The sequence below is a fragment of the Rhizobium sp. GCM10022189 genome, from assembly GCF_042656325.1.
In the GTDB taxonomy this organism is placed as follows: Bacteria; Pseudomonadota; Alphaproteobacteria; order Rhizobiales; family Rhizobiaceae; genus Rhizobium.
Genome location: NZ_JBHSOR010000057.1, coordinates 171,370 through 197,579, shown reverse-complemented (window position 1 = coordinate 197,579; position 26,210 = coordinate 171,370). Strand labels below are relative to the sequence as shown.

Below are 26,210 nucleotides of genomic sequence, written 5' to 3'. Positions count from 1 at the left end.
CGGGCCATCGGCTCTCCCCTTCCGCTATGCCGGCAAGCATTTAAGAGACCTTGAATTTCCAGGCTCCGCGGGCCGGGAAGAGATGAAACCGGTTAATGCACTCTTGCCTTCCGGGGGCGGGGGGCGGCGGCGGGCGTGATGGGCGCGCCGCAATGGCGGCGCATCGCCGGTCTTGCCGTGCGCGCCCCTGACGACCCCGTCATGGCACGGTTCGAACCTTGCCCCGATCGTCACGAGAGCCGGGGCCGCACTGTGACAGCGGCGTGAAATTGCCGGAGACCCCTTGTTTTCAGGCGGTGAGGCGGGTAAAGACCGCCCACTTTTCCCCGATGAGTATGAGGATCTGAATTATGGCGATTGAACGCACCTTCTCGATGATCAAGCCGGACGCAACGAAGCGCAACCTGACGGGCGCTATCACCAAGATGCTCGAAGATGCCGGCCTGCGTGTCGTCGCCTCCAAGCGCGTCTGGATGAGCAAGCGCGAAGCCGAAGGCTTCTACGCCGTTCACAAGGACCGTCCGTTCTTCGGCGAGCTCGTCGAAGGCATGACCTCCGGCCCGACCGTCGTTCAGGTTCTGGAAGGCGAGGGCGCCATCCTGAAGAACCGCGAAATCATGGGCGCGACCAACCCGGCAAACGCTGCCGAAGGCACGATCCGCAAGGTTCATGCGCTCTCGATCGGCGAAAACTCGGTCCACGGTTCCGACGCTCCGGAAACCGCTGCCCAGGAAATCAAGTACTGGTTCTCCGACACCGAAATCGTCGGCTGATTCCGCGCCGGAGCATTGCTTCGGAATGCGTTGAAATGATTCATGAAAGCCGGGTTCGTCCCGGCTTTTTTGTTGCCCGCGCTCAGGCCGGGCACTTGTCGGTATTGGAAAAATCCGTCGTCCCGTCGGGCTTGAAGACTTCCGGGTTCTTCTCATATCCGGCGCCCAGAACCAGCGGCTTGCTCGGCAGCACCGTCTGGTCGAGATCGGATTTGAACTGCGTCTTCAGCTCCTGCAGGAGCTTGCCGTCCTTGTCGACCAGCTTCACAGTGACGCTATAGGGCCGGTCCTTGCGCACGCAATGCAGGTTCTCGCTCTGGACGGAGATCTTGTCGTCCATCGAGAAGACCGTCTGGGTCAGCACCAGCGGCTGACCGCCCTGCGGGTTCTCGAATTCGGCGACGATGGTCGACCCGTCGGGAATGGGCGCCGTCTTCTTCAGCGTCAGCAGATAGGTGGCGCTGGCGATGCGGTAGTTGAAGACGAAGAGATGGCCCGTCACTTCCAGCATGGTTTCGGCCTGGCGCTGGCAGGCGCAAAGCACAAGCCCTGCTGCCGCGAGCGCCGTCATGATCACACGCCGTTTCATGGCGTCTCCTCCTTCTTTTTCCTCCGGTAATGCCTGTTGGCCTTGGCGCGGTTGCCGCAGACGGCCATGTCGCACCAGGCCCGGCTCCTGTTCTTGCTGCGGTCGATGAACAGCCAGCCGCAATTGCCGCAGATCTTCATGCGCTCGGGATCGGGCATGGCGATCAGCCGCAGAACCGAATGGGCGGTCGCCGCGTCGAGCCCCTTTTCCGTAGCGCCCCGTAGCGTGCGCGCCAGCGCCTCCAGCAGTGCCGCAAGAAGCCGGTCGTCATTGCCCGCGATCACGCGCTGCCGGAAGTAGCGGTCCGTCGCTTCCCGCAGCGCGATGAAATTCGCCCTGTTCTGCGCCCCGACCGGCGCTATGTCGCCGAACAGCGCCCGTTCGGCGCAGAATTCCTGCGCCGCCTTGGGAAAGCGGTCCATCTGCCCTTCGGCCGCGAAGCGGTCGATGCGGCGGGCCGTGTCATGGCGCAGGATAACGCTGTTGGCGACATCGAGCGCCAGTGCGCCGCCGGAAAAACGGTGTGCGGTCCAGGAAAAGCTCATACGAAAATATAACTGGTAAAACACATTTTGCCAGTTATTATTTTGAGGTGATCTGGAGTTTCGGAATGGCCTATCTCCTGCAGCAACTGGCGAATGCAGTGCCGCTCGCAGCGCTCTACGCCACGCTTGCCTTCGGCTATTCGATCGCCTTCGGCGTCACCCGGCGCGCCGACATCACCTATGGGGCGATTTTCGCCTTTGCCGGCCAGATCCTGCTGCTTTTCACCGACATGGCCTATAACCGCCTCTGGCTCATACTGCCGGCGGCGATCGCGATCGGCATCTGCGCCTCGCTGGTCTATTCCGTGGGAGCGGGGGTCTGGATCGGCCGTTCCATCATGCTGCCGCTCGCCAGCAAATCGCCGAATACGGTCATCGTCGCCGCACTCGGCATGATGATCGTGCTGATGGAGGCGGCGCGCCTTGCCGCCAATACCCGCGCCATCTGGCTGCAGCCGCTCCTGAACGACAATTTCACCTTCTGGAGCGACGGCACCTTCAGGGTGACGCTCACCTATATCCAGCTTCTGGACACCGTCCTGATGGGTGCGATCGTCGCGATCGGCGCGCTGATCCTGAAGCGAACCGCCTGGGGCCGGCTGTGGCGCGCCGTCATCGACGATCCGCTTGCCGCCGAACTCTGCGGCACCAGCGCCGGCCGCGTCTTCCTCGTGTCCTATGGGGCCGCCGCACTCGTCGCCACCTGCTGCGGCATCCTTGCGACGCTCTATTACGGATCGATGGATTTCGGCGCCGGCCTGATGTTCGGCCTCAAGGTGCTGATGATAGCGGCCGTCGGCGGCTATTCCGATCCGCTGCGCTCGGCGGGCGGCGCTGCCGGCCTGGCGCTCGTCGAGACGCTCTGGGGCGCCTACGGCTCCTTCATCTGGCGCGATTTCGCCATCTTTTCGCTGCTGGTGTTCCTGCTGGTGCTGAGCAGGCGCGAGCGCGTCGTGCTGTGACTATTTCCACTTGTCGCGGGCGGCATCGTCGGCATCCTTGGCCTCGATCCAGTCGCCGGCATGTCCGTCCTTGCCATGTTCCTTCTTCCAGAAGGGCGCGGAGGTCTTCAGGAAATCCATGACGAAGCTCGCACCGTCGAAGGCGGCCTGCCGGTGCGGCGCGGCAGCCACGACGAGCACGATATTCTCGCCGGCGGCGATCTTGCCGAAGCGGTGGATGGCGGTGAGGCCGTTGAGCCCGAAACGCTCGATGGCAAGCCTGCCGATGCGGGTCATCTCCGCTTCCGCCATGCCCGGATAATGTTCGAGTTCGAGCGCCGAGAGCGTGCCGCCCTCATCGCGGCAGAGGCCGGAAAAGGTGACGATAGCGCCGATGCCGGGCCTGCCCCTGGAAAGCCGGTCGACTTCCGCCTGCAGGTCGAAATCCTCGCGCTGGACCCGGACGGTCGGAGTGATGGTCATGATGGCATCCCCAGCCGCCTTGACGCCGCGGCAGAGCCTGTAGAGAGGTAGCGACACGGCACGACCGTCATCCTATCATTCGCTCAATCGTCCAAGAGTGGCTGGTGAATAGCCCGACGGCACCACGGCGACGATCTCAGCCACCCGTCATCGGCGGAAAAATACCGATTTCCCGCGCGCCGGCGATCGGCTCGTCATGTTCCACATGTTCCTGGTCGATCGCCACCCGGATCACATCGGGATATTGAAGAGCCATCTCATATTCCTCGCCCAGGCCCTTCAAATGATTCAGAAGATCGGCAACGCTGACGACGGAGGAGGGGAGGTCGATCTCTTCCTCACCCTTGCCGATGCGTTCGCGCACCCAGGCGAAATAGACAAGCCGCGTCATTCTTCGTCGTCCACCACATGTTTCAGGCCGGCGCGGAAATAATCATAGCCGGTATAGATCGTCAGGATTGCGGCGATCCACAGAAGCGCGATGCCCGTCTGCGTCGTATAGGGGAAAATCTCGTCACCGGCAGGACCCGCAAGCAGGAAGGCGATGGCGACAAGCTGCAGCGTCGTCTTCCACTTGGCAATGCGCGTCACCGGCACGCTGACCTTCAGCGCGGCCAGATATTCGCGCAGGCCCGAAACCAGGATTTCGCGGCAGAGAATGGTAATGGCCGCCCAGATCGACCAGCCGGCAATGGTCTGGTCGGCAGCGACCAGCAACAGGATGGCGGAGACCAGCAGCTTGTCGGCAATCGGGTCCAGCATGCGGCCGATATTCGACGTCTGGTTCCAGATACGCGCGAGGTAGCCGTCGAGGAAATCGGTGATCGAGGCGATGATGAAGATCCACAGCGCCACCCAGCGCGCCGTATTGCTGATCGCCAGTTTGCCCTCGATGAAGAAGCAGACGACGATCAGCGGCACCGCCAGGATGCGGCCGTAGGTGAGAAGATTGGGGATATTATACGCACGCGATGCCATGAAGCGGTTCTCTGTCTTGATGCGGCGGTAGATGACGGCTTTGGCGCCCGACCGTCAACATTGTTTCTGTTTTTTCGCCGCCTTTGCGCGGAATTTGCGACCGACGCCGCCTATTTCGCGGCATCGTCGTGAAAATGATTGTAGACCTGCCTGGCGACGGCCTCGGAAATGCCCTCCACCGCCATGAGATCGGAAAGTGCTGCGCGCGAAACCGCCTTTGCCGTTCCGAAATGCTGCAGCAGCGCCCGCTTGCGCGAAGGCCCGATGCCGCCGATCTCGTCGAGCGGGTTCTTGACCATCTCCTTCTTGCGCCGCGCCCGGTGCGAGCCGATCGCGAAACGGTGCGCCTCGTCGCGCATGCGCTGGATGAAATAGAGAACCGGATCGCGCGGCGGCAGCGTGAAGCTGCCCTTGCCGGGGGCGAAGAAACGCTCGCGGCCGGCCTCGCGGTCCACGCCCTTGGCGACGCCGATCGCAATCACGCTGTCGGTAATGCCGAGCTCTTCGAGGATTGCCCGCACCGCCGTCATCTGCCCCTGGCCGCCGTCGATCAGGATCACGTCGGGCCAGGCGGGGAAGGGCATGTCGGCCGCGTCGGCGGCTGAGACCTGCGCCGTTCGATCCGGAATGCCTTCCTCCTTGAGCAGGCGCGAGAAACGGCGCGTCATCACTTCGCGCATCATGCCGAAGTCGTCGCCGGGCGTGATGTCGGTCGATTTGATGTTGAACTTGCGATACTGGTTCTTCACGAAGCCTTCCGGCCCGGCGACCACCATGCCGCCCACCGCATTCGTGCCCATGATATGCGAGTTGTCGTAGATCTCGACGCGCTGCGGCACATAGGGCAGGCCGAACGTTTCCTTGAAGCCTTCGAGCAGCCGCGATTGCGAGGCGGTTTCCGCCAGCTTGCGGCCGTGCGCCTCGCGGGCATTGGCGATGACATGCTCCACGAGATCGCGCTTTTCGCCGCGCTGCGGAACGAGGATCGAAACCTTGTGGCCTGCCTTTTCGCTGAGCGCGGCGGCAAGCAGCTCCAGCTCTTCGACCGTTTCCGACAGCATGATCTGCCGCGGCACCGGCTTGTCGTCGTAGAACTGCGCCAGAAACGCGTTCAGCACCTCGGCACCGGAAAGCTGCGGGTCGGCCTTCGGGAAATAGGCGCGGTTGCCCCAGTTCTGGCCGGTGCGGAAGAAGAAGACCTGGATACAGGAAATTCCGCCCTCGTGGTGGATGGCAAAAACGTCCGCCTCCTCGACGCCGGCAGGATTGATGCCCTGATGGCTCTGCACATGCGACAGTGCGGCAAGACGGTCGCGATAGATCGCGGCCCGCTCGAAATCGAGCTCCTCGGCGGCGGCGTTCATCGCCTCCGCCATATGCTCCTTCACCTTCTGGCTCCTGCCGGAGAGGAAGTCCTTGGCCTCCTGCACCAGTTCCGCATAGCCCTCGTCGCTGACCTCATGCGTGCAAGGCCCGGAACAGCGCTTGATCTGGTAGAGCAGGCAGGGGCGGGTGCGCGTTTCGAACACGCTGTCGGTGCAGGTGCGGATCAGGAAGGCGCGCTGCAGCGAGTTGATCGTGCGGCCGACGGCCCCGGCCGAGGCGAAGGGACCGAAATAGTCGCCCTTGCGGGCGCGCGCGCCGCGATGCTTGAAGATGGCGGGTGCGCGATGATCGCCCGTGATCAGGATATAGGGAAACGACTTGTCGTCGCGCAAGAGCACGTTAAAGCGCGGCCGCAAGCGCTTGATAAGATTCGCTTCGAGCAGCAGCGCCTCGGTCTCCGTCCGCGTCGTGACGAATTCCATATTGGCGGTCTGGCGCACCATCTGGGCGATGCGGTTGGAATGCACGCGGCCCATCGCGTAGTTGCCGACGCGCTTCTTCAGGCTGCGGGCCTTGCCGACATAGAGCACGTCGCCCGCCTCGTTGAACATGCGGTAGACGCCGGGGCTGTTCGGCAGGCGCTTGACGAATTCGGCGATCAGCTCCTGGCCGACAAGCCCGGTTTCGTTGACGCTGCCGGCATTCCAGTCGATCGACGCAGAAATCGGCGAGGCGGAGGCATCGCCCTCCACCTCGATCATATCGTCGTCGCTGTCGTCGGTCTCGTCGTAAAGAACACCGCCATCCGGCAGCTTCTTGGCATTCATTCCTTGATCTCCAGCACGTCGGGCGTCTGCCACGCGAGATGCTGGCCGCCGTCCAGTGCAATCATCTGGCCCGTGATCGAAGGGGTCTCGAACAGAAAACGAATCGTTCGGCCGAATTCCTCAAGCTCAGGCCCTCGCTTCAAGATAAGGGCTGCGACCTGCGCTTGGAAGTCTTCCTGCAATTGCCGTTCGCTCGGCACGGATGGGCCGGGGCCGATCGCGTTGACGCGGATGCGCGGCGCCAGCGCCTGCGCCATGGTCTGCGTCGCCGTCCACAGCGCCGATTTCGACAGGGTATAGGAGTAGAAGCTTGGCCGCAGCGCCCAGACGCGCTGGTCGATAATGTTGACGATCAGCCCCTCATGCGCTTCCGGCAGCTGTTCGGCGAATTTGGCGGCAAGGATCGACGGTGCGCGCACATGCACGGCGAAATGCTCGTCCCAGACCGCGGCGTCGAATTTGCGCAGCGAATCCTCGAGGAAAATCGATGCGTTGTTGACGAGCAGATCGATCGGCCCGAGCGCCGCGCAGGCCTGTGCCACAAGCCCGGCGGTCTCGTCGATTTTGGCAAGATCGGCCTTGATCGCAACCGCCCGATGACCCTTCTGCCGCAATTCCGCCACAAAATCCTCGGCCTCGGCGAGCGAGCCGTTGGCATGGATCGCAACCGAAAATCCATCGGCAACAAGGTCTTCGGCGATCGCCCGGCCTATTCTTTTGGCGGCACCCGTCACAAGCGCCGCGCGAAGTCTTTTCTGGGTCAAGATGCTGCCTTCTGGTCCTGCGAGTCTGTTTGCTGACTATATAAGGGCAGGCCCCGATTATATAAATAGGCCGAAAGCATTGCCAATACGGCCCGGATATTCTATGTATTATTTGGCGGCGCGATTTATTAAAATAAGTATTGTAAGTTTAACTGATTATTATCCTTAATAAACGGTATGTTGCAACCAAGCAACATCGAATTTCCGCCGCCGCAGAGCCACAATGATATCACAATTTGGCTCTTTCAAATCCGCATTTGCATTCCAATTTCACTCTCGAACCGGAAGGGACATTTAGTAATCCCCCGTGAATGCTTCGCCGAAGTTTGAGTTGACGAGCGCGCGGGACTGAAAGGAGACAAGTATGCGTATACTCTTTGCTGGCCTCATGGCTTCCGCTCTCGCCGTTGGCGGTTTCTCGGTCGCACAGGCAGCCGATGCCGTGGATCAGGTCCCGCAGGCGCCGGTCGCTGAGGACACCCCGGCTCCGGTCAACAACTGGCAGGGCTTCTACCTCGGTGGTGCCGCGACCTACAACATGGGCAGCTTCGGTCACGACCGCGACACCTATGATTGGGGCGGCCAGCTCTTCACCGGCTACAATTTCCAGCAGGGCCAGATCGTTTACGGCGCCGAAGCCGATCTCGGTTATGGCAATGCCGACGTCACCGAAGGCGGCATCAAGAACAAGACCGGCTGGAACGGCTCCGTCCGCGGCCGCGTCGGTTACGACCTGAACCCCTTCCTGCTCTACGGTACGGCAGGTCTGGCGCTCGCCGACACCAAGGTTTCCGACGGCACGTCTTCCGACAGCAAGACGGCTTACGGCTACACGGTCGGCGCCGGTGTCGAAGCCTTCGTGACCAACAACATCACGACGCGCCTCGAATACCGCTACACCGACTACCAGGACAAGGACTACAACCTCGACTCCGGCAGCGTTTCGCGCGGTTTCGACGAAAACAGCGTCAAGGTCGGTATCGGCGTCAAGTTCTGATACGGACGACATCCAGCATGAAAAAAGCCGGGCCTCGCGCCCGGCTTTTTTGTGCCCTCCGGCGAGGGCGGCTTGCTCAGGTCTGCGGCTTCAGCTGCTCGTAGCCGTCGAAGGCCTTCTTGAATTCCCGCAGCCAGCCGGTCAGCTCGGCATGGTCCTCTTCCCACTGGCCCTTGAAGCGCAGGTCGAGATAACCGATCGTCGCGGCGAGCGCGAAATGCCCGCCATGCAGCTTCTTGCCGATCTTGGGCGCGTTGGCGGCCAGATAGTTCAGCGCGGTCTCGACCTTCTTCCACTGCCGGTCGATCCAGGGCTGATGCACCTTCTCTTCATCGCGGAAGCGGCGCTCGTAGACGATTGCCAGCAGGCAGTCGCACACACCGTCGCAGAGCGCTTCCAGCACTTCGGAATCGGTACGCTTGCCCTTCTTGGAAGGATAGAGCGCGCCCTTCGTCAGCCGGTCGAAATAATGCATGATGGCGATACTGTCGAAGACGGAGGTGCCGTCATCCGTCAGCAGCGTCGGGATCTTGCCGAGCGGATTGTTGTCCACCAGGATCGCCGGCCCCGCATTCGTATCGACCCGGATTTCCGTGACCTCGAGGCCAAGATGGCGGGCGGCCATGCGCACCTTGCTGGAAAAGGGGGAGGTCGGGGAGCAGAGAAGCTTCATGGGGCACCTTTTGGATATGCGGACGGAGCCGGACTATTCCCGAGCGCCGAGAGTCGGTCAATCTGCCTTGGCAGGCTTCGTCTCCCCGCGCAGCCAGAAGGCGCGTTGCGAGGCGAAACGGTCCTGCGCCAGGTGGTCCTTCAAGGCCGGCAGCAGCTGGTGCAGCTCGTCCTTCAGCGTGAAGGGCGGGTTGACGATGACGAGGCCCGAACCGGTCAGCCCCGTGGTCTCGCGGTCGCTGCGCACGGCAAGCTCGGCACAAAGCATCTTCGGGATTTCGGTTGCCTGCAGCGCCTCGTGGAACTGCTTGATCGGCGCGCCCTTCTTCAGCGGATACCAGAGGCAATAGGTTCCGCCCGGAAAGCGCCGGCAGGCCCTGGCGAGGCCGTCCACCAGCCGTTCATATTCGCCGTCTTCCTCGAAGGGCGGATCGACGAGCACGATGCCGCGCTTTTCCTTGGGCGGCAGATGCGCGCCGAGCGCCAGCCAGCCGTCGAGTTCGGTGATGCGCGCATGGTGGTCGCCTTCGAAGACGCGATGCAGCCGGAGATAGTCTTCCGGGTGCAGTTCCATTGCCGAAAGCCGGTCCTGCGGCCGGAAGAGCATGCGCGCGAGCTTCGGCGAGCCGGGATAGAAGCGCAGGCCGCCCTCCGGGTTCAGCGCGCGGATCACGCTGAGATAGGGTTCCAGCAGCTCGGAGACCTGCGGCCCGAGATCGGTCTCCAGCAGCTTTCCGATGCCGCCCTGCCATTCGCCGGTCTTCTGCGCCTCCTCGGCGGAAAGGTCGTAGAGGCCGATGCCGGCATGCGTGTCGAGCACGCGGAAGGCGGCGTCCTTCTTCTGCATGTAACGGATCAGCCGCGCCAGCACCGCATGTTTCAGCACATCGGCAAAATTGCCTGCATGATAGATGTGGCGATAGTTCATTTTCGCTGATGCCTGTTATGAATTCGGATGACGGGGAATTTTTGTGCCTTTTGGCCGCTCAAGCCTTGGCATATAGAAATCGCATGAACATTGCGACCCCCATCCATGCCAAATCGCGCATCGGTCACACGGCCTGTCCGCACGACTGTCCCTCCACCTGCGCACTGGAGGTGGATATCACGCAAGACGGCCGCGTCGGCCGTGTGCGCGGCGCCAACGACCATTCCTATACGTCGGGTGTCATCTGTGCCAAGGTCGCCCGTTACGCCGAGCGACTTTATCACCCGGACCGCCTCATGCATCCGCTGCGCCGCACCGGCGCCAAGGGGGCGGGGCAATGGCAGCAGCTTTCCTGGGACGATGCGCTGGACGAGATCGCCGAAGCTTTCGTGAAGGCCGAGGCCAGGGACGGCAGCGAGGCGGTCTGGCCCTATTTCTACGCCGGCACCATGGGCTGGGTGCAGCGTGACTCGATCGAGCGCCTGCGCCACGCCAAGCGCTATTCCGGCTTCTTCTCCTCGATCTGCACCAATCCCGCCTGGACCGGTTTCACCATGGCGACCGGCATGCTGCGCGGCCCCGACCCGCGCGAGATGGCGCGCGCCGATTGCGTCGTCATCTGGGGCACGAACGCGGTCGCCACGCAGGTCAACGTGATGACCCACGCGGTCAAGGCGCGCAAGGAACGCGGCGCCAGGATCGTCGTCATCGACATCTACGACAATCCGACGATGAAGCAGGCCGACATGGCCCTCGTCGTCAGGCCCGGCACCGATGCGGCGCTCGCCTGCGCCGCCATGCACATCGCCTTCCGCGACGGTTATGCCGACCGCGCCTACATGGCGAAATATGCCGACGATCCCGCCGGCCTCGAAGCGCATCTGAAATCGAAGACGCCGGAATGGGCGGCAGCGATCACCGGCCTTTCGGTCGAGGAGATCGAAGCCTTCGGCAAGCTCGTCGGCACGACGAAGAAGACCTTCTTCCGCCTGGGCTACGGCTTCACCCGCCAGCGCAACGGCGCCGTCGCCATGCATGCGGCCGCCTCGGTCGCCACCGTGCTCGGCTCCTGGCAATATGAGGGCGGCGGCGCCTTCCATTCCAACAGCGATATTTTCCGCATGAACAATGCGGAGCTGACCGGCAAGTCGATGAAGGATGCCGATATCCGCATGATCGACCAGTCGCAGATCGGCCGGGCGCTGACGGGTGACGCCGTCGCCCTTCGCCATCGCGGCCCGGTTACGGCCATGCTGATCCAGAACACCAATCCGGTGAATATCGCGCCCGAGCAGCGGCTGGTGAAGCGCGGCTTTGCCCGCGACGACCTTTTCGTCGCCGTCCACGAGCAGTTCATGACCGAGACGGCCGAAATGGCCGATATCGTCATCCCCGCCACCATGTTCGTCGAGCATGACGATATCTACCGTGCCGGCGGCCAGAACCACATCCTGCTTGGGCCTAAGCTCGTCGAGCCGCCGGAGACCGTGCGCACCAACCTCTTCGTCATCGAGGAACTGGCAAAGCGCCTCGGTGTCGCCGACCGTCCCGGCTTCGGCTTCACGGCGCGCGAAATGGTCGATCGCGTTCTGGCGGCAAGCGGCCTGCCGGATTACGACCATTTCCTCGAACACAAGTGGTTCGACCGCCAGCCGGCCTTCGAGGAAGCGCATTATCTCAATGGCTTTGCCCATGCCGACGGCAAGTTCCACTTCCGTCCCGACTGGGTGAACGGAGCGGCACCGAACAAGCCGCCGGCCTCCGTCGGCACGCTCGGCCCCTATGCCGAACTGCCGGCTTTTCCGGACCAGGTCGATGTCATCGAGCTTGCCGATCCCGAGCATCCCTTCCGCCTGGCGACCTCGCCAGCGCGCAACTTCCTGAATTCGAGCTTTTCGGAAACGAAGACCTCGCGCCAGAAGGAAGGCCGTCCGGAAGTGATGGTCAATCCTGCCGATGCCGAGGCGAACGGCATCGGCGACGGCGACCTCGTCCGCATCGGCAATCGGCGCGGCGATCTGCGCATCCATGTGCGCGTGACGACCGAGGTCAGGCCCGGCGTGCTGATTGCCGAGGGCCTCTGGCCCAACAAGGCGCATGTCGACGGCGAAGGCATCAACGTTCTCACCGGCGCCGATCCCGTCGCGCCCTATGGCGGCGCAGCCGTGCATGACAACAAGGTCTGGCTTCGCAGGGACGCCGCCAAGGACACGGTATGACGCAATCGAAAGCAAAAGTGGAAATCGCCGGCAAGGAAACCCTGTCCGACGGCTGGACGAAGCTGACCGGCTACCAGATCGACTATACCGACCGCAACGGCGTGACCCATCGCCTGCCGCGCGAGGTCTATCACCGCACGCCCGCCGCCTGCATTCTGCTCTATGATCCCCGGCGCGATGTCGTCGTGCTGGTGAAGCAGTTCCGCCTGCCGGCCTATGTGAACGGCGATCCCGCCTGGATGATCGAGGTCCCCGCCGGCCTTCTCGACGGCGACGAACCGCAAGCCGCCATCCGCCGCGAGGCGATGGAGGAGACGGGCTACACGGTCCGCGACGTGCGCTTCCTCTTCAAGTCCTACACCGCGCCGGGCTCGATCACCGAGGTCGTGCATTTCTTTGCGGCGACGGTCGATACCGCCGACCGGACATCGGACGGCGGCGGCCTTGAGGAAGAGCACGAGGATATCGAGGTGCTGGAGGTTCCGCTGCCGGAAGCCCTTGCGATGGTCGACAGGGGAGAGATCGTCGATCTCAAGACGATCACGCTGCTGCAATGGACCGTGCTGAACAAGGCGAGCCTCGCCTAGCCTGAAGGACTGGCGAGGTTCTCATCCCGAGCAGCCTTTTGCAGACGGGCATCGGCGGTCACGATCAGCGCTGGCCTTCGCGGCGCCGTTTTTAGTCGGCGATCAGCGAAATCAGCTGCGATTTGGGAGCGCTGCCGGAAGCTGCCGCCCCGACCGCTCTTCCGCCTTCCATCTTCACCTTGCCCTCGGCGAAAAGGCGGAGCGCCTGCGGATAGAGCTGGTGTTCGATCGTCAGCACACGTCCGGCCAGCGCCTCGGCGGTATCGCCTGCAAGCACCGGCACGGCGGCCTGGCCGATCACCGGGCCTTCGTCCATGCCTTCGGTGACGAAATGCACCGTGCAGCCGGCAATCCGCATGCCGGCATCGATGGCCCGCTGATGCGTGTGCAATCCCGGAAAGAGCGGCAGCAGGGAAGGGTGGATATTGATGATGCGGCCTTCGTGGCGCTGGATGAAGGCGCCCGAGAGGAGCCGCATGTAGCCGGCAAGGCAGATAATGTCGGGCGACAGCGCCTCGAGCGCGGCAAGGATTGCCGCCTCGTGCTCGTCCTTGCTCCCATAGTCCTTGCGCACGAAGGCGAAGGTGGCAATGCCCTCCGCAGCAGCCTTGGCCAGCCCGCCGGCATCCGCCCGGTCGGAGATCACGCCGACGATCTCGGCGGGATAGTCCTCGGCCTTGGCCGCCTGCACCAGCGCCATCATGTTGGAGCCGCTGCCGGAAATGAAAACGACGGTGCGTTTGCGCGGCGAACTCATAGGGCGAGCGTGCCCTTGTAGATCGTGCCGGCTTCGCCCTCGGCGCGGGCGACCATGCGGCCGAGCGTCACCACCGTTTCGCCTTCGGCTTCGAGCACCTTGGAGACGTCAGCGACATTCTCCTGCGCGACGACGACGATCATGCCGATGCCGCAGTTGAAGGTGCGCAGCATTTCCCTGGCCTCGACGCCGCCCGTTCTGGCAAGCCACGAGAAGACCGCCGGCGCCTTGACGGCGGAAAGGTCGATCTCGGCGGCGAGATGCTTCGGCAGGACGCGCGGAATATTTTCCGGGAAACCGCCGCCGGTAATATGGGCAAGCGCCTTCAACGCCCCCGTCTCGCGGATCGCCTTCAACAGCGGCTTCACATAGATGCGTGTCGGCGTCAGCAGGGCTTCGCCGAGCTTCTTGCCTTCGGCAAAGGGGGCGGCCGCATCCCAGCCGAGGCCGGACAGCGAAACGATCTTGCGCACCAGCGAGAAGCCGTTCGAATGAACGCCGGACGAGGAGAGGCCGAGAATGACGTCGCCTTCGGCAATATCGCCCGAAGGCAGCAGCTTGCCGCGCTCGGCGGCACCCACGGCAAAGCCGGCGAGGTCATAATCGCCGGAGGAATACATGCCCGGCATTTCCGCCGTTTCGCCGCCGATCAGCGCGCAGCCCGCCTCGCGGCAGCCGGCGGCAATGCCGCCGACGATCGCCGCACCCTGATCCGGATCGAGCTTGCCGGTGGCGAAATAGTCGAGGAAGAAGAGCGGTTCGGCGCCCTGCACGACGAGGTCGTTGACGCACATGGCCACGAGGTCGATGCCGACGGTGTCGTGATAGTCGGCGTCGATGGCGATTTTCAGCTTCGTGCCGACGCCGTCATTGGCGGCGACCAGGACCGGATCGGTGAAACCGGCGGCCTTGAGGTCGAAGAGGCCGCCGAAGCCGCCGATCTCGCCATCGGCGCCCGGCCGGCGCGTGGAGCGGACGGCTGGCTTGATCTTCTCCACCATCAGGTTGCCGGCATCGATGTCGACGCCTGCATCGCTATAGGTCAGGCCGTTTTTTCCAGACTGGCTCATGCTGATCTCCGGAGGATTTAAAGCTGCGGACAAAGGACCGCGTCACATGCCGGTCGCAATTGCATGAGAGTGCGCTTTATGCAAGCGTTGCAAGGGAAAAGCCCCCATTTTCCAGCTAATCCCTGTGCGCTTTCCGGATTCGGCGCAACAGGGTTGACCATCTTCGTGCCTCCATCCTATGTGCTGAAACGGCCGGAGCCGCTGGAATGCGGTCGGGGCAGGGCGTGCGATCAGCGGGGAAGCGATGCCACAACAAGTCAGCGGAACGATCCTGAAGCGCCAGATCATCTTCTGGGTGGCGGTCCTGCTCACCTTCATCGCCTTCCTCTATATTTTCAGTTCGATCCTGCTGCCCTTCATTGCCGGCATGTCGATCGCCTATTTCCTCGATCCGGTGGCCGACAGGCTGCAGCGGCTGGGCTTGAGCCGCCTGATGGCGACCATCCTCATCCTCGTGGCCTTCGTCATCATCTTCGCGCTGGCGCTGGTGATCCTCATTCCGGTCCTCATCAACCAGTTCAACGATTTCGCCCAGCGTGTGCCGGGCTATGTCAGCCAGCTGCAGCAATTCATCGCCAACTACCAGGATTCCATGCTGCCCGGCTGGATCAGAAGCCAGCTCGGAACCATCAAGGACAATTTCTCGGGCATCCTGTCGGAGGGCATGGGCTTCCTGACCGGCCTCTTCTCGCAGATCTGGAATTCCGGCAAGGCGATCGTCGACGTCATTTCGCTGCTCGTCGTCACGCCTGTCGTCGCCTTCTACATCCTGCTCGATTGGGACCGCATGGTCGCCAAGGTCGATCAGTGGGTGCCGCGCGATTATGTGAGCGACGTGCGCCAGATCGCCAGGGAAGTGGATCAGGCGATTGCCGGCTTCATTCGCGGGCAGGGCTCGCTCTGCCTCATCCTCGGCATCTATTATGCCCTGGGCCTGTCGATCGTCGGCCTGAACTTCGGCCTGCTCATCGGGCTTTTCGCCGGCATGATCAGCTTCATTCCCTATGTCGGCTCGCTGGTCGGCCTCGTGCTTGCGGTCGGCGTGGCGCTCGTCCAGTTCTGGCCCGATTATATCTGGATCGGAGCGGTTCTCGCGGTCTTCTTCTCCGGCCAGTTCCTGGAAGGCAATATCCTGCAGCCGAAGCTCGTCGGCTCCAGCGTCGGCCTGCACCCGGTCTGGCTGATGTTTGCGCTCTTTGCCTTCGGCGCGCTCTTCGGTTTCGTCGGCCTGCTCGTCGCGGTGCCGGCCGCTGCCGCCGTCGGCGTGCTTGTCCGCTTTGCGCTTTCGCGCTACCTTCAAAGCGATCTCTACTATGGCGGGTCGCCGGGCGACCGGGCCGCGAAGATGAAATCAGTTTCCGATGAATGACGTGAAGAACGCTGATCCGAAGCGCAGGGCCGGAGAACAGCTTCCGCTGGCCTTTTCGCATGACGTTGCCACCGGACGCGACGATCTCCTGATCTCGGAGCGGCTGGCCGCCGCCGTTTCGATCGTCGATGCCTGGCCGCACTGGCCCTCGCCGGTGGTCATCCTTGCCGGTCCCGTCGGCTCCGGCAAAACGCATCTCGCCGGCATCTGGAAGGAGGTGAGCGGAGCCAAGCTCATCCATCCCGACGCCGGTTCCGACGCCGCGATCACGGCCGCCAATGGCCCCGTGCTTTTCGAGGATGTCGATCGTACGGGCTTCGACGACGCCACGCTCTTCCATGTCATCAACAGCGTGCGCGAAAACGGCACCAGCCTGCTGATGACGAGCCGCCTCTGGCCCATGTCCTGGCTGGTCACGCTGCCCGATCTGCGCTCGCGCCTGAAGGCGGCGACGGTCGTGGAGATCGGCGAGCCCGACGAGGAACTGCTGTCGCAGGTCATCGTCAAGCTCTTCGCCGACCGGCAGCTTTATATAGATGACAAACTCGTCCTTTATATCGTCAATCGCATGGAGCGGTCGCTCAACGCCGCCCAGACGATCGTCGAAAGGCTCGACCGGCTGGCGCTTTCCAGAGGCACGGGCATTACCCGTTCGCTTGCCGCCGAAGTATTGAATGAATTGGGCAATTCCGGCTCGGGCGATTGACTGTCACAGTTCCGTCGTGAAACTGATATATTCGCCGAAGCCGATAAAAGCAGGGTGAGTGGACCATGGATAGCGCATATCAGGAACATCAGGAATCCACTCCGGACGACAATGCCGGCCTGCCGCCGCTGGAGCAGCTGCTGTCGAGCCCCGAGCGCTTCATCAACCGTGAATTTTCCTGGCTGCAGTTCAACCGCCGTGTGCTTGAGGAAACGCTGAACACCGAGCATCCGCTGCTCGAGCGCGTCCGCTTCCTGTCGATTTCGGCCGCCAACCTCGACGAATTCTTCATGGTGCGCGTTGCCGGCCTCGAAGGCCAGGTGCGCCAGAGCATCGTCATCAAGAGCCCGGACGGCCGCACGCCCGCCGAGCAGCTCGATTCCATCCTGAGCGAGATCGATCACCTGCAGATGGAACAGCAGGCTTCGCTTGCCGTGCTGCAGCAATATCTCGCCAAGGAAGATATCCTGATCGTGCGTCCGGGCGCCTTGAGCGATGCCGATCGCCAGTGGCTGGCAAACGAGTTCGAGCAGTCGATCTTCCCGGTGCTGACGCCGCTCTCCATCGATCCCGCCCACCCGTTCCCGTTCATTCCGAACCTCGGCTTCTCGATCGGCCTGCAGCTCGTCAGCCGCAACGGCCGCGAGCCGATGACGGCGCTCCTGCGCCTGCCGCCGGCCCTCGACCGTTTCATCCGCCTGCCGGACGATCGCAACACGATCCGCTACATCACGCTGGAAGACGTCGCCAATATCTTCATCCACCGGCTCTATCCCGGCTACGAGGTGCAGGGCTCGGGTACGTTCCGCGTCATCCGCGACAGCGATATCGAAGTCGAGGAAGAGGCCGAGGATCTCGTGCGCTTCTTCGAGACCGCGCTGAAGCGCCGCCGCCGCGGCAAGGTCATCCGCATCGAGACGGATTCCGAAATGCCGGTTTCGCTGCGCCAGTTCGTGGTCCAGGCGCTCAGCATTCCGGACAACCGCGTTGCCGTCCTGCCCGGCCTGCTGGCGCTCAACACGCTGTCCGAAATCACCAAGGCGCCGCGCGACGACCTGCGCTTCCCGCCCTACAATGCGCGATTTCCCGAACGTGTCCGTGAACATGCCGGTGATTGCTTCGCCGCCATCCGGGAAAAGGACATGGTGGTCCACCACCCTTACGAATCGTTCGACGTGGTGGTCCAGTTCCTTCTCCAGGCTGCGCGCGATCCTGACGTTCTGGCGATAAAGCAGACGCTCTACCGGACCTCCAACGACAGCCCGATCGTGCGCGCCCTGGTCGATGCCGCCGAGGCCGGCAAGTCGGTGACGGCACTGGTCGAACTCAAGGCCCGCTTCGACGAAGAGGCCAATATCCGCTGGGCGCGCGACCTGGAGCGCGCCGGCGTGCAGGTCGTCTTCGGCTTCATCGAGCTCAAGACCCATGCCAAGATGTCGCTTGTCGTGCGCCGCGAAGAGGGCAAGTTGCGCAGCTACTGTCATCTCGGCACCGGCAACTATCATCCGATCACCGCGAAGATTTATACCGACCTGTCCTTCTTCACCTGCAATCCCGTCATCGCCCACGACATGGCGAACATCTTCAACTTCATCACCGGTTACGGCGAGCCGGAAGAAGGCATGAAGCTTGCCGTTTCGCCTTACACGCTGCGCTCGCGCATCCTTCGCCACATCAACGAAGAAATCGAGCATGCCCGCAACGGCCGTCCGGCGTCGATCTGGATGAAGATGAACGCGCTGGTCGATCCCGATATCATCGACGCGCTCTATACGGCGAGCCGTGCCGGCGTCGAGATCGATCTCGTCGTGCGCGGCATCTGCTGCCTGCGCCCGCAGGTGCCCGGCCTTTCCGACAGGATCCGCGTCAAATCGATCGTCGGCCGTTTCCTCGAACACAGCCGCATCTTCTGCTTCGGCAATGGTCACGGCCTGCCGTCGGACAAGGCGCTGGTCTATATCGGTTCGGCCGACATGATGCCGAGAAACCTCGACCGTCGCGTCGAAACGCTCGTTCCGCTGACGAATCCGACCGTCCACGAGCAGGTTTTGTCACAGATTATGCTGGGCAATGTGATTGACAATCAACAAAGCTACGAGATATTGCCCGACGGTACGTCGCGGCGCATGGAAGTGCGCAGGGGCGAAGAACCGTTCAATGCGCAGCAATATTTCATGACCAATCCCAGCCTGTCCGGCCGCGGTGAAGCTCTGAAATCGAGTGCGCCGAAGCTGATCGCCGGGCTGCTCGAAGGCCGGAACAACAAGTAAACTGGACCTAATGGTTGAATCTGAAGCCCAGGGGCGACTTCCGGGAATCGCCCCGGTCTCCGTTGTCGATATCGGATCGAACTCCATCCGTCTGGTCGTCTACGAAGGCCTGTCACGTTCGCCCACCATCCTCTTCAACGAAAAGGTCCTTTGCGGTCTCGGCAAGGGCATAGCCCTGACCGGCAAGATGGATGAGGAAAGCGTCGCACGCGCGCTGCAGGCCCTTCACCGCTTCAAGGCTCTCTCCGACCAGGCGCGCGCCGCCACGATGTATGTGCTGGCGACGGCCGCCGCCCGCGAGGCGAGCAACGGGCCCGATTTCATCCATCGGGCCGAGACGATCCTGCAGCGCCACGTCCGCATACTGTCGGGCGAGGAAGAGGCGCGTTTCGCCTCGCTCGGCATCATCAGCGGCTTTTTCAATCCCGACGGCATTGCCGGCGATCTCGGCGGCGGTTCTCTGGAACTCATCGATATCAAGGGCAAGGATGTCAGTGGCGGCATTACCCTGCCGCTCGGCGGCCTGCGCCTGTCGGAATATGCCGGCGGCTCGCTTGCCAAGGCGCGCGCCTTTGCCCGCAAGCAGGTCAAGACCGCCAAGCTTCTCTCCAAGGGGGAGGGGCGCACCTTCTATGCGGTCGGCGGCACCTGGCGAAACATTGCCAAGCTGCACATGGAGATCACCCGCTATCCGCTGCACATGATGCAGGGCTACGAAGTCTCCCTCGAGGGGATGACGCAGTTCCTGGATCAGGTCGTCACCGCCAAGGATTCCAAGGAGCCTGCCCTGCAGGCGGTTTCCAAGCATCGCCGTTCGCTGCTGCCCTTCGGCGCCATTGCCATGAAGGAAGTGCTGAACGCCATGAAGCCTTCGGTGATTTCCTTCTCCGCGCAGGGCGTGCGCGAAGGTTATCTCTATTCGCTGCTTTCCGAATCCGAACGCCGCACCGATCCTCTGCTCGTCGCTGCCGGCGAGCTTGCCATCCTGCGTGCCCGCTCTCCGGAACATGCCCGCGAGCTGGCCGACTGGACCGGCCGCATGATGCCGTTCTTCGGCGTTCAGGAGACCGAGGAGGAAAGCCGCTACCGGCAGGCCGCCTGCCTGCTGGCCGATATCAGCTGGCGCGCCCATCCCGATTATCGCGGCGCCCAGGCGCTGAACGTCATTGCGCATTCCTCCTTCGTCGGCATCAGCCATCCCGGCCGCGCCTTCATCGCGCTGACGAACTACTACCGCTTCGAAGGCCTGCATGACGACGGCTCTACCGCGCCGCTCGCCTCCATCGCCGGCCCGCAATTCATCGAACGTGCCAAGCTGCTCGGCGGCATGCTGCGCGTCGTCTACCTCTTCTCGGCCTCGATGCCGGGCATCGTGCGCAACCTGACCTTCCGCAGGTCCGCGTCTCCCGATCTCGATCTCGAATTCGTGGTCCCGCACGAATACCGCGATTTCGCCGGCGAGCGCCTCGATGGCCGCCTGCAGCAATTGTCGCGGCTGACGAACAAGCGGCTGGCGTTCCGCTTCGAATAGGCAGGCTCGCCGCCCCGGTCCAGGCCCCGATCCAGGCCCAGGTCCAGGCATGTGGCAGCAAAACAAAAGGGCGGCGCCGTCGCACCGCCCTCCCGATCGTCCAGCTGGCTGCAGATTACTTCGCGTTCAGGAAGTCGCCGACTTCGAGGATGCTGAACTCGTTGTTGTCAGCCTTGTTGACGGCGCGACCGGCCGAGAAGGGCAGGTTGTTGTCGTTGCCGATGATGATGTGCGTGGCATCGACGCGATCGACGTTTTCGATCGTCACGAAGGGCATGTTGTAGACGCCGGGCATATCACCGGCCTTCTTCTTGTTGTCCGGGTCCTGGATGTTCAGGAGATCGATGTAACCGATCTTGCGAACGGCCTTGCCGACATTGGCGTCGTTGAACTCGATCTTGTAGACGCGCTTCAGCTCGGCCGGAGCTTCGAAGCAGTCCGGCTTCGGCTGCTTGGGATCGGCGCAGGCCTTGTCCTTCGTGCCGGCGCCGTTGTCGCGTTCGATCACGAGAGCGGTGCTGTCGTCGAGCATGTTGAAGTCGCCGATCGAAACGCCCTTGTCTTCGAACGGGTAGAGCCAGCTGCGGCCGGTCCACTTCTTGGAAGCGACGTCGAATTCGATGACGCGGATGGCGGTGTGGCCGTCAACCGATTCCATCTGGCCGTCATCCTTGTAGATGGCGCCTTCGAGCAGGCCGTAGAGCTTGGAGCCGTCCTTCGACATGGCGAGGCCTTCGAAGCCGCCGGAGCGCTTCAGGTTGAAGGCCGGGTTCTTTGCCACCGGGTTGCCCGGCAGCTGGATCAGCGCGTTGTCGGGCGACAGGACCGGCTTGCCGTCGAGGGTGGTCGGGATGACGTCCGTCAGGCGGCCTTCGGTGTCGATCTTCAGGAGGTAGGGGCCGAATTCGTCACCGAGCCAGAAACCGTCGGCGACCGGCTGCACGGATTCGATGTCGAAATCGGCGCCGGTGAGGTAACGCGTGTCGGAGGCTTCCGTCACGATCGGGAACGGAGCGATCTTGTTCGGGTCGGACAGGAAGATGTTCTTGACCACGTCGACCTTGTTGGCGTTCCAGTCGAACTTCAGCTGATGCAGGAACAGCATGGAATCGGACGAGGTGAACTTCGAGCCGAAACCGTTGTCGGAGAGCGTCCAGAACGTGCCGTCGGGCATGGTCTTGATGCCGGAGAAGCCCTGGATCGGCTGGCCGTCGAGCGGCAGCTTCACGTCGGTGACACGGGCGCCGTCCTTGCCGTCAATCGTGCCGAGCTTTTCGGTGCGCTTGCGGTCCGGGGTCGTGAACTTGCCGGAGGTCTTGAGGAAGGCCGGCGCATCGGCCGGAGCCGGAACGACCGTGTTGGCGGGCAGGATGGCCTGGCCGGTGAGCTTTGCCGGGAAAAGCTGCTGGTCGGCGGAGGCGGAGCCTGCGACGAGCATGAAAAGTGATACGGAAGCAAAAAGAACGTTCTTCATGATGTCCCCATAGAACGGATTGCAAAAGCGCCATCCGCTTAGCAGGGCATTCATGTCGCCACATTGACGATTGGGTGAAGCTTTGGTGACGAGTGCATCAAGCCGCGGCGTCAGCCGCGCCGCAGCGTTGCAGGCTGGTTGAGAACGGTGACGGCCCGTGAGGAAAGGGCGACGACATCCAGCCCCTGGCCGCGGCCGCGCACGGCGTGATTGCCGAGGTTTTCGCCGACGATCTCCTCCGGCAGCGTCATGCGCTGGGCAAGCTCGGCGGAGATCAGCACGGGCCGGTTCAGCGTCCGGCAAAGCGACTCCAGCCGCGAGGTCGTATTCACGGTATCGCCGAAGAAGCTGATCTTGTGGTGGTCGACCCCGACTTCGGCGGTGATGACGCTGCCGCCGTGCAGGGCGGCCCTGAGCTTGGGCACATGGCCGTAGCTCTTCTTCCAGCTTGCGGCATTGGCGTCGATATCGGCGAGGATATCGAAGAGGCAGCGCACGCAGCGCGCATCCCTGGTGCCGCGCGCCAGCGGCCATGTAATGATGGCCGCATCGCCGACATAGTCGTTGATCATGCCCTTGTGGCGCCGCACCGGCTCGGCAAAGGCGGCAAAGAGCGAACTGAGAAGCTGCTGCGCCCGCAGGTCCCCATGCTTTTCGGCAAAGGCGGTGGACTCGGCAAGATCGATGAACAGGAAGACGCGCTCCTCCTTGACCGGCCGGCGGTAGCGGCTGACCAGCATGCTGATGAAAACCTCGCGCCCCAGCAGTTCGCGCACCCTGAGCAGGAAGATCAATGTGGCGCAGACGGCGAGCGCGTAGAGAAAGACGTCGAACGGCATGATCAGCACGTGGATCATCTCCGGCGGCTTCAGGACGCCGAGCAGCGCAAGCAGGAGGCCCGCCGCCGCAAAGCCGATACTCATCAGGATTTCGTAGATGACGAGTTCGGAGACGATGAAGAGAAGGGTCGGCAATCTCTGAATGCGCCGGTAGAGGCCGCGCAGAAACACCTTCCGTTCGAAGGCGAGGATCGGCATGCCGATGAAGAGCGCGAAGACCGCTCCGATGATCGGCGTCTGGCCGGTATAGAAATACAGATCGTAGACCACGCCGCTGAGAGCCAGGACGAGCGCAATCAGGATCCAGTTCTGCGCCGGGGATATCTCTCTCATGCCGCCCTTTCGCCGAAGCACTTCATTCCGCTATTCTTTCCTGCGCGGTGCGGTGGTCAAGAGGTTTCGAATTTAAAGCATGTCGCGCAAAAGTGTGAAGCGGTTTTGCGACACCGACATGCGTCAAGCAAAGCATGTCGCGCAAAAGTGTGCGGCAGTTTTGCGGCGACGACATGCGGGAAACAACGGCTCGAACCGTTGCGGGCAGGCCCTGATGGCAGCGACACGCCTTTAAGCGGGCAGGGCGACGGTTTCGACCTTGCGGCCGGCAAAGCGCAGGGCGATTTCGCCGCGGATGAGCTGCAGCGCCGGCTCGCCGAAGAGATCGCGCCGCCAGCCGTGCATGGCCGCTACCTCGGCCTTCTCGCCCTCGGCGGCGATCTTGTCCAGATCGTCGCTGTTGGCGATCACCTTGGGCGCAACGCCGTGCTTTTCGGAGATCAGCTTCAGCAGCACCTTGAGAAGTTCGACGGCCGCTGCCGCGCCTTCCGGCGGCTGCGCCTGACGCGGCACATGCGGCATGTCGGAGCGCGGCAGCGCCAGCGCGGCGTTGACCGCTTCGAGCACGGCGGTGCCGGCGGCCGAGCGCTCCCAGCCCTTCGGGATGGTGCGCAGGCGGCCGAGCGCCTCGGCATCCTTCGGCTGCTGCTGGGCGATCTCGTAGATCGCGTCGTCCTTCAGCACGCGCGAGCGCGGCACGTTGCGCGACCGCGCCTCGCGTTCCCGCCAGGCGGCGACAAATTTCAGGATCGCGAGTTCCTGCGGCTTGCGCAGGCGCAGCTTCAGCCGCTGCCACGCATCGTCAGGGTGGATATCGTAGGTCTCGCGCGATTCCAGGATGTCCATCTCCTCGCGCAGCCACGAGGCGCGGCCTTCGCGCTCCAGTTCGGCCTTCAGGTAGAGATAGGCGTCGCGCAGATGGGTCACGTCGGCCAGCGCATATTCGAGCTGCTTGTCGGACAGCGGCCGGCGGCTCCAGTCCGTGAAGCGCGAGGACTTGTCGATATGGACGTTCTTGGTGCGGCTGATGAGCTGGTCGTAGGAAACGCTGTCGCCGAAGCCGCAGACCATGGCGGCGACCTGCGTGTCGAAGATCGGATGAGGGATCAGGTTGCCGCGATTGAAGATGATTTCGATGTCCTGCCGCGCCGCGTGAAACACCTTCAGCACGTTGGGATTGGCCATCAGCTCGAAGAAGGGCGACAGGTCGATGTCTTTCGCCAGGGGATCGACCAGCACCTCCACCGTCGGGCTCGCCATCTGGATCAGGCACAGTTCCGGCCAGAAGGTGGTCTCACGCAGAAATTCAGTATCGATAGTAATGAAATCGGACTTGGCCAGCTCTTTGCAGGCGGCCGCCAGATCGGCGGTGGTTTCGATCATGTCAATTCATTCGTCAGGAAGAGGTCGTCTAACCTTCCTTCCCCTTTCGACGGGATATGTCAATACGGTGAGAGGACTTAGCCTCGGCGAAGCCTTATTCGCCGGGGTGAAGACGGTGTTTTCTGCGATTGCTGCGTTCGTTCGCAGGCACAGCCACCCTAACATGCGGCTCCAGCCGGATCGCCGGGGCGATAGCCGGAAGCCGTGCACTGTCAAACCACGCGAACATAGCTCGTCATGCCCGTCTTCTGGTGCTCGATAATATGGCAATGCAGCACCCAGTCGCCGGGATTGTCGGCGACGAAGGCAAGCTGCACCTTCTCGTCGGGCTGGATGAGATAGGTATCGGAGACGAGCGGCATCACCGCGCGCGTCGAGGAGGAGATGACGGTAAAGCTCATGCCGTGGAGATGGATCGGGTGCGTGTGGGGCGTCACGTTCTCCAGGTGGAAGACGTAGCTCTTGCCAAGCTTCAGCTCGGCGAGCGGTGTGGTCGGATCGGCCGTATCGCCCGGCCACGGCACCTTGTTGATGGCCCAGAAGCTGTAACCGAGCGTGCCGCAGATGCTGTCGACAGCGGCGTTCTCGGCGGTCGCTGAAAGGACCAGCGGGATCGCCTCCGCCGAAGAGAGGTCGGCCTTGGCCACCGGGTTTTCCGCCAGCGGGCCGAGGTCGCCGATATCGCGCTTCAGCGATTGTCCGCTGGCGCTGAGGCGCGCGAGCACCTTCGGCGTCGTGCCGCGAATATCTTCCAGCGTTGCGACCGCGCCTTCGCTGTCGGGCATGCGGACAGCGAGGTCGAGCCGCTGTCCCGGACCGATCTGCAGCAGGTCCAGCGGGAAACGCTTCGGTACCGGGTTGCCGTCGATGGCGATCACGGTCGCGTCGGCGCCTTCCATCTTCAGCTGGAAGATGCGGGTCACGTCGGTAATGACGATGCGCAGGCGGATCAGCCCGCCCGATGGTGCGTCATATGTCGGCTCCTGATGCCAGTTGGCGGTGCGGATCGTCCCGTAGGTGCCGGCCTTGGCCGCATCGCGCGGGCGGAAGGGGGCGATGAACTGTCCGTCGCCGCCAAGCCGCCAGTCACGCAGGTTGAGCACGACCTCCGCGTCGAAGACCGGATCGGACGGATCTTCCACCACGAGCACGCCCGTCATGCCGTGGCCCATCTGGGTCAGCGTATTGCAATGCGGGTGATACCAGAAGGTGCCGGCATCCGGCGGCGTGAAGAGATAGTCGAAATTGTCGCCCGTATAGACATAGGGCTGGGTCAGGAACGGCACCCCGTCCATCCTGTTGTCGATGCGCAGCCCGTGCCAGTGGATCGTCGTCGGCTCGTCGAGGCTGTTGGCGAGCCGCGCCGCATAGGGCTTGCCTCTCGGCATGCGCAGCACCGGCGGCAGGCCGCCATCGCCCCATGTCATGATGTCCCGGGTGGGAGCGGCATCGACGATCTGCGCCTCGGTCTTGCGCGCCGTCAGCACGCGCGGCTCGGGCGCGGCCTGCGCCATCCCGAACCGCCCCGCGATCGCCATGCCCGCACCGTAGGCGCCGGCGACGGCGGAAGCCTTGATGAGGTTGCGGCGCGTGAGCAGGGGCATCGGAAACTCCGTCTTGATGATGCCTCCTTTTAAAGTTGACTGCCGTCTTCATCAATATGCCGCCCGCGGCCAAACTGCCGCAGCGCCAGCCTCCGGCCGCCTCCGAAACGCGGGGGCAAACGGCCCCTCGACAGCGCCAAGCCTTGACAAATCAGAGCGTCCATGCGCTTGTCCGCCCGATTTTCTTGTCGGCGCAGCAGGTCCTCGGGCCATGCCGCCGTCTTAAGCCAAATGCCAGGATTTGA

The 26,210-nt window shown here is 63.0% G+C and carries 24 protein-coding genes and 1 pseudogene; 10 read left to right on the top strand and 15 right to left on the bottom strand.

Features of this window, described 5'->3' with window-relative positions; all coding sequences use genetic code 11:
• Nucleotides 1-135: 135 nt before the first annotated feature.
• Both ACFPWW_RS28215 and ndk read left to right on the top strand, forming a co-directional pair.
• Nucleotides 136-267: pseudogene (locus tag ACFPWW_RS28215) on the top strand (glutathione S-transferase family protein); the annotation flags it as partial.
• A gap of 83 nt (nucleotides 268-350) precedes the next feature.
• Nucleotides 351-773 (top strand): nucleoside-diphosphate kinase, encoded by a 423-nt coding sequence (ndk, locus tag ACFPWW_RS28210; RefSeq protein ID WP_112565949.1) that lies wholly within the window; start codon nucleotides 351-353, stop codon nucleotides 771-773.
• A gap of 82 nt (nucleotides 774-855) precedes the next feature.
• Here ndk and ACFPWW_RS28205 read toward each other — a convergent pair whose 3' ends face one another.
• The gene (locus tag ACFPWW_RS28205) at nucleotides 856-1,362 is read right to left on the bottom strand and encodes a hypothetical protein (protein WP_377314464.1); all 507 of its coding nucleotides are present in this window, start codon (nucleotides 1,360-1,362) and stop codon (nucleotides 856-858) included.
• Nucleotides 1,359-1,907, bottom strand: a complete 549-nt coding sequence (locus ACFPWW_RS28200) for a CGNR zinc finger domain-containing protein (protein WP_112704994.1) — start codon at nucleotides 1,905-1,907, stop codon at nucleotides 1,359-1,361. Before ACFPWW_RS28200 ends, ACFPWW_RS28205 begins: the two co-directional genes overlap by 4 nt.
• A gap of 65 nt (nucleotides 1,908-1,972) precedes the next feature.
• Between ACFPWW_RS28200 and ACFPWW_RS28195 the strand changes: the two genes are divergently transcribed.
• Nucleotides 1,973-2,869 (top strand): branched-chain amino acid ABC transporter permease, encoded by an 897-nt coding sequence (locus ACFPWW_RS28195; RefSeq protein ID WP_377314462.1) that lies wholly within the window; start codon nucleotides 1,973-1,975, stop codon nucleotides 2,867-2,869.
• Here ACFPWW_RS28195 and ACFPWW_RS28190 read toward each other — a convergent pair whose 3' ends face one another.
• From ACFPWW_RS28190 to ACFPWW_RS28170, 5 genes are all read right to left on the bottom strand, one after another.
• The gene (locus ACFPWW_RS28190; RefSeq protein WP_112565960.1) at nucleotides 2,870-3,331 is read right to left on the bottom strand and encodes a molybdenum cofactor biosynthesis protein MoaE; all 462 of its coding nucleotides are present in this window, start codon (nucleotides 3,329-3,331) and stop codon (nucleotides 2,870-2,872) included.
• A 136-nt stretch (nucleotides 3,332-3,467) separates the two neighbouring features.
• The gene (gene moaD / locus ACFPWW_RS28185) at nucleotides 3,468-3,722 is read right to left on the bottom strand and encodes a molybdopterin converting factor subunit 1 (RefSeq protein WP_112565963.1); all 255 of its coding nucleotides are present in this window, start codon (nucleotides 3,720-3,722) and stop codon (nucleotides 3,468-3,470) included.
• Nucleotides 3,719-4,309 (bottom strand): CDP-diacylglycerol--glycerol-3-phosphate 3-phosphatidyltransferase, encoded by a 591-nt coding sequence (gene pgsA / locus ACFPWW_RS28180; RefSeq protein WP_112565967.1) that lies wholly within the window; start codon nucleotides 4,307-4,309, stop codon nucleotides 3,719-3,721. Before pgsA ends, moaD begins: the two co-directional genes overlap by 4 nt.
• Nucleotides 4,310-4,419: 110 nt before the next feature.
• Nucleotides 4,420-6,462, bottom strand: a complete 2,043-nt coding sequence (uvrC, locus tag ACFPWW_RS28175) for an excinuclease ABC subunit UvrC (protein ID WP_112565970.1) — start codon at nucleotides 6,460-6,462, stop codon at nucleotides 4,420-4,422.
• On the bottom strand, nucleotides 6,459-7,226 hold the full coding sequence (locus ACFPWW_RS28170; protein ID WP_112754421.1) for an SDR family oxidoreductase: 768 nt from the start codon (nucleotides 7,224-7,226) through the stop codon (nucleotides 6,459-6,461). Before ACFPWW_RS28170 ends, uvrC begins: the two co-directional genes overlap by 4 nt.
• A gap of 364 nt (nucleotides 7,227-7,590) precedes the next feature.
• On the opposite strand from ACFPWW_RS28170, the gene ACFPWW_RS28165 reads away from it, so the two are divergent.
• Nucleotides 7,591-8,223, top strand: a complete 633-nt coding sequence (locus ACFPWW_RS28165) for an outer membrane protein (protein ID WP_112565976.1) — start codon at nucleotides 7,591-7,593, stop codon at nucleotides 8,221-8,223.
• Between the two features lie 76 nt (nucleotides 8,224-8,299).
• Here ACFPWW_RS28165 and ACFPWW_RS28160 read toward each other — a convergent pair whose 3' ends face one another.
• Nucleotides 8,300-8,896 (bottom strand): glutathione S-transferase, encoded by a 597-nt coding sequence (locus ACFPWW_RS28160; protein ID WP_112565979.1) that lies wholly within the window; start codon nucleotides 8,894-8,896, stop codon nucleotides 8,300-8,302.
• A 57-nt stretch (nucleotides 8,897-8,953) separates the two neighbouring features.
• Nucleotides 8,954-9,823 carry a 23S rRNA (adenine(2030)-N(6))-methyltransferase RlmJ gene (locus tag ACFPWW_RS28155; protein WP_112704991.1) on the bottom strand — a complete coding sequence of 290 codons (870 nt, stop codon included), beginning with the start codon at nucleotides 9,821-9,823 and terminating at the stop codon, nucleotides 8,954-8,956.
• Nucleotides 9,824-9,840: 17 nt separating this feature from the next.
• On the opposite strand from ACFPWW_RS28155, the gene ACFPWW_RS28150 reads away from it, so the two are divergent.
• A complete protein-coding gene (locus ACFPWW_RS28150) occupies nucleotides 9,841-12,042 on the top strand; it encodes a molybdopterin-containing oxidoreductase family protein (RefSeq protein ID WP_377314458.1) in 2,202 nt (733 codons plus the stop codon).
• Nucleotides 12,039-12,629, top strand: coding sequence for an NUDIX domain-containing protein (locus tag ACFPWW_RS28145; protein WP_377314456.1), 591 nt, complete (start codon nucleotides 12,039-12,041; stop codon nucleotides 12,627-12,629). The genes ACFPWW_RS28150 and ACFPWW_RS28145 overlap by 4 nt, the downstream gene beginning before the upstream one ends.
• A 91-nt stretch (nucleotides 12,630-12,720) precedes the next feature.
• On the opposite strand, the gene purN is transcribed toward ACFPWW_RS28145, so the two are convergent.
• Together purN and purM are read right to left on the bottom strand one after the other, a co-directional pair.
• Nucleotides 12,721-13,386: a phosphoribosylglycinamide formyltransferase gene (gene purN / locus ACFPWW_RS28140; protein WP_112704989.1), complete on the bottom strand. Its 666-nt coding sequence runs from the start codon at nucleotides 13,384-13,386 to the stop codon at nucleotides 12,721-12,723.
• Complete coding sequence (gene purM, locus ACFPWW_RS28135) at nucleotides 13,383-14,456, bottom strand: phosphoribosylformylglycinamidine cyclo-ligase (RefSeq protein ID WP_377314453.1); 1,074 nt, start codon at nucleotides 14,454-14,456, stop codon at nucleotides 13,383-13,385. Before purM ends, purN begins: the two co-directional genes overlap by 4 nt.
• Nucleotides 14,457-14,700: 244 nt before the next feature.
• Here purM and ACFPWW_RS28130 point away from each other — a divergent pair, with 244 nt between their 5' ends.
• The 4 genes from ACFPWW_RS28130 (at nucleotide 14,701) to ppx (ending at nucleotide 20,332) form a co-directional block, all read left to right on the top strand.
• On the top strand, nucleotides 14,701-15,825 hold the full coding sequence (locus ACFPWW_RS28130) for an AI-2E family transporter (protein ID WP_377314451.1): 1,125 nt from the start codon (nucleotides 14,701-14,703) through the stop codon (nucleotides 15,823-15,825).
• Nucleotides 15,818-16,531: a DnaA regulatory inactivator HdaA gene (gene hdaA / locus ACFPWW_RS28125; RefSeq protein WP_377314449.1), complete on the top strand. Its 714-nt coding sequence runs from the start codon at nucleotides 15,818-15,820 to the stop codon at nucleotides 16,529-16,531. Before ACFPWW_RS28130 ends, hdaA begins: the two co-directional genes overlap by 8 nt.
• Nucleotides 16,532-16,596: 65 nt before the next feature.
• Nucleotides 16,597-18,801, top strand: coding sequence for an RNA degradosome polyphosphate kinase (locus tag ACFPWW_RS28120; RefSeq protein WP_377314447.1), 2,205 nt, complete (start codon nucleotides 16,597-16,599; stop codon nucleotides 18,799-18,801).
• A 10-nt stretch (nucleotides 18,802-18,811) separates the two neighbouring features.
• On the top strand, nucleotides 18,812-20,332 hold the full coding sequence (gene ppx, locus ACFPWW_RS28115) for an exopolyphosphatase (RefSeq protein ID WP_112566005.1): 1,521 nt from the start codon (nucleotides 18,812-18,814) through the stop codon (nucleotides 20,330-20,332).
• Between the two features lie 115 nt (nucleotides 20,333-20,447).
• Here ppx and ACFPWW_RS28110 read toward each other — a convergent pair whose 3' ends face one another.
• The 4 genes from ACFPWW_RS28110 to ACFPWW_RS28095 form a co-directional block, all read right to left on the bottom strand.
• On the bottom strand, nucleotides 20,448-21,806 hold the full coding sequence (locus tag ACFPWW_RS28110) for an esterase-like activity of phytase family protein (protein ID WP_112758422.1): 1,359 nt from the start codon (nucleotides 21,804-21,806) through the stop codon (nucleotides 20,448-20,450).
• A 110-nt stretch (nucleotides 21,807-21,916) separates the two neighbouring features.
• Nucleotides 21,917-22,978: an adenylate/guanylate cyclase domain-containing protein gene (locus tag ACFPWW_RS28105; RefSeq protein ID WP_112702903.1), complete on the bottom strand. Its 1,062-nt coding sequence runs from the start codon at nucleotides 22,976-22,978 to the stop codon at nucleotides 21,917-21,919.
• Nucleotides 22,979-23,209: 231 nt separating this feature from the next.
• Nucleotides 23,210-24,361 (bottom strand): ribonuclease D, encoded by a 1,152-nt coding sequence (rnd, locus tag ACFPWW_RS28100; protein WP_112566011.1) that lies wholly within the window; start codon nucleotides 24,359-24,361, stop codon nucleotides 23,210-23,212.
• Between the two features lie 212 nt (nucleotides 24,362-24,573).
• Nucleotides 24,574-25,965 carry a multicopper oxidase family protein gene (locus tag ACFPWW_RS28095; RefSeq protein ID WP_377314444.1) on the bottom strand — a complete coding sequence of 464 codons (1,392 nt, stop codon included), beginning with the start codon at nucleotides 25,963-25,965 and terminating at the stop codon, nucleotides 24,574-24,576.
• Between the last annotated feature and the right edge of the window lie 245 nt (nucleotides 25,966-26,210).

What these genes read in the sequence shown, in the direction of transcription:
- ndk (WP_112565949.1), top strand. Translation starts at nt 351, where the DNA reads ATGGCGATTGAACGCACCTTCTCGATGATCAAGCCGGACGCAACGAAG.
- ACFPWW_RS28205 (WP_377314464.1), bottom strand. Translation starts at nt 1,362, where the DNA reads ATGAAACGGCGTGTGATCATGACGGCGCTCGCGGCAGCAGGGCTTGTG.
- ACFPWW_RS28200 (WP_112704994.1), bottom strand. Translation starts at nt 1,907, where the DNA reads ATGAGCTTTTCCTGGACCGCACACCGTTTTTCCGGCGGCGCACTGGCG.
- ACFPWW_RS28195 (WP_377314462.1), top strand. Translation starts at nt 1,973, where the DNA reads ATGGCCTATCTCCTGCAGCAACTGGCGAATGCAGTGCCGCTCGCAGCG.
- ACFPWW_RS28190 (WP_112565960.1), bottom strand. Translation starts at nt 3,331, where the DNA reads ATGACCATCACTCCGACCGTCCGGGTCCAGCGCGAGGATTTCGACCTG.
- moaD (WP_112565963.1), bottom strand. Translation starts at nt 3,722, where the DNA reads ATGACGCGGCTTGTCTATTTCGCCTGGGTGCGCGAACGCATCGGCAAG.
- pgsA (WP_112565967.1), bottom strand. Translation starts at nt 4,309, where the DNA reads ATGGCATCGCGTGCGTATAATATCCCCAATCTTCTCACCTACGGCCGC.
- uvrC (WP_112565970.1), bottom strand. Translation starts at nt 6,462, where the DNA reads ATGAATGCCAAGAAGCTGCCGGATGGCGGTGTTCTTTACGACGAGACC.
- ACFPWW_RS28165 (WP_112565976.1), top strand. Translation starts at nt 7,591, where the DNA reads ATGCGTATACTCTTTGCTGGCCTCATGGCTTCCGCTCTCGCCGTTGGC.
- ACFPWW_RS28160 (WP_112565979.1), bottom strand. Translation starts at nt 8,896, where the DNA reads ATGAAGCTTCTCTGCTCCCCGACCTCCCCCTTTTCCAGCAAGGTGCGC.
- ACFPWW_RS28155 (WP_112704991.1), bottom strand. Translation starts at nt 9,823, where the DNA reads ATGAACTATCGCCACATCTATCATGCAGGCAATTTTGCCGATGTGCTG.
- ACFPWW_RS28150 (WP_377314458.1), top strand. Translation starts at nt 9,841, where the DNA reads ATGAATTCGGATGACGGGGAATTTTTGTGCCTTTTGGCCGCTCAAGCC.
- ACFPWW_RS28145 (WP_377314456.1), top strand. Translation starts at nt 12,039, where the DNA reads ATGACGCAATCGAAAGCAAAAGTGGAAATCGCCGGCAAGGAAACCCTG.
- purN (WP_112704989.1), bottom strand. Translation starts at nt 13,386, where the DNA reads ATGAGTTCGCCGCGCAAACGCACCGTCGTTTTCATTTCCGGCAGCGGC.
- purM (WP_377314453.1), bottom strand. Translation starts at nt 14,456, where the DNA reads ATGAGCCAGTCTGGAAAAAACGGCCTGACCTATAGCGATGCAGGCGTC.
- ACFPWW_RS28130 (WP_377314451.1), top strand. Translation starts at nt 14,701, where the DNA reads ATGCCACAACAAGTCAGCGGAACGATCCTGAAGCGCCAGATCATCTTC.
- hdaA (WP_377314449.1), top strand. Translation starts at nt 15,818, where the DNA reads ATGAATGACGTGAAGAACGCTGATCCGAAGCGCAGGGCCGGAGAACAG.
- ACFPWW_RS28120 (WP_377314447.1), top strand. Translation starts at nt 16,597, where the DNA reads ATGGATAGCGCATATCAGGAACATCAGGAATCCACTCCGGACGACAAT.
- ppx (WP_112566005.1), top strand. Translation starts at nt 18,812, where the DNA reads ATGGTTGAATCTGAAGCCCAGGGGCGACTTCCGGGAATCGCCCCGGTC.
- ACFPWW_RS28110 (WP_112758422.1), bottom strand. Translation starts at nt 21,806, where the DNA reads ATGAAGAACGTTCTTTTTGCTTCCGTATCACTTTTCATGCTCGTCGCA.
- ACFPWW_RS28105 (WP_112702903.1), bottom strand. Translation starts at nt 22,978, where the DNA reads ATGAGAGAGATATCCCCGGCGCAGAACTGGATCCTGATTGCGCTCGTC.
- rnd (WP_112566011.1), bottom strand. Translation starts at nt 24,361, where the DNA reads ATGATCGAAACCACCGCCGATCTGGCGGCCGCCTGCAAAGAGCTGGCC.
- ACFPWW_RS28095 (WP_377314444.1), bottom strand. Translation starts at nt 25,965, where the DNA reads ATGCCCCTGCTCACGCGCCGCAACCTCATCAAGGCTTCCGCCGTCGCC.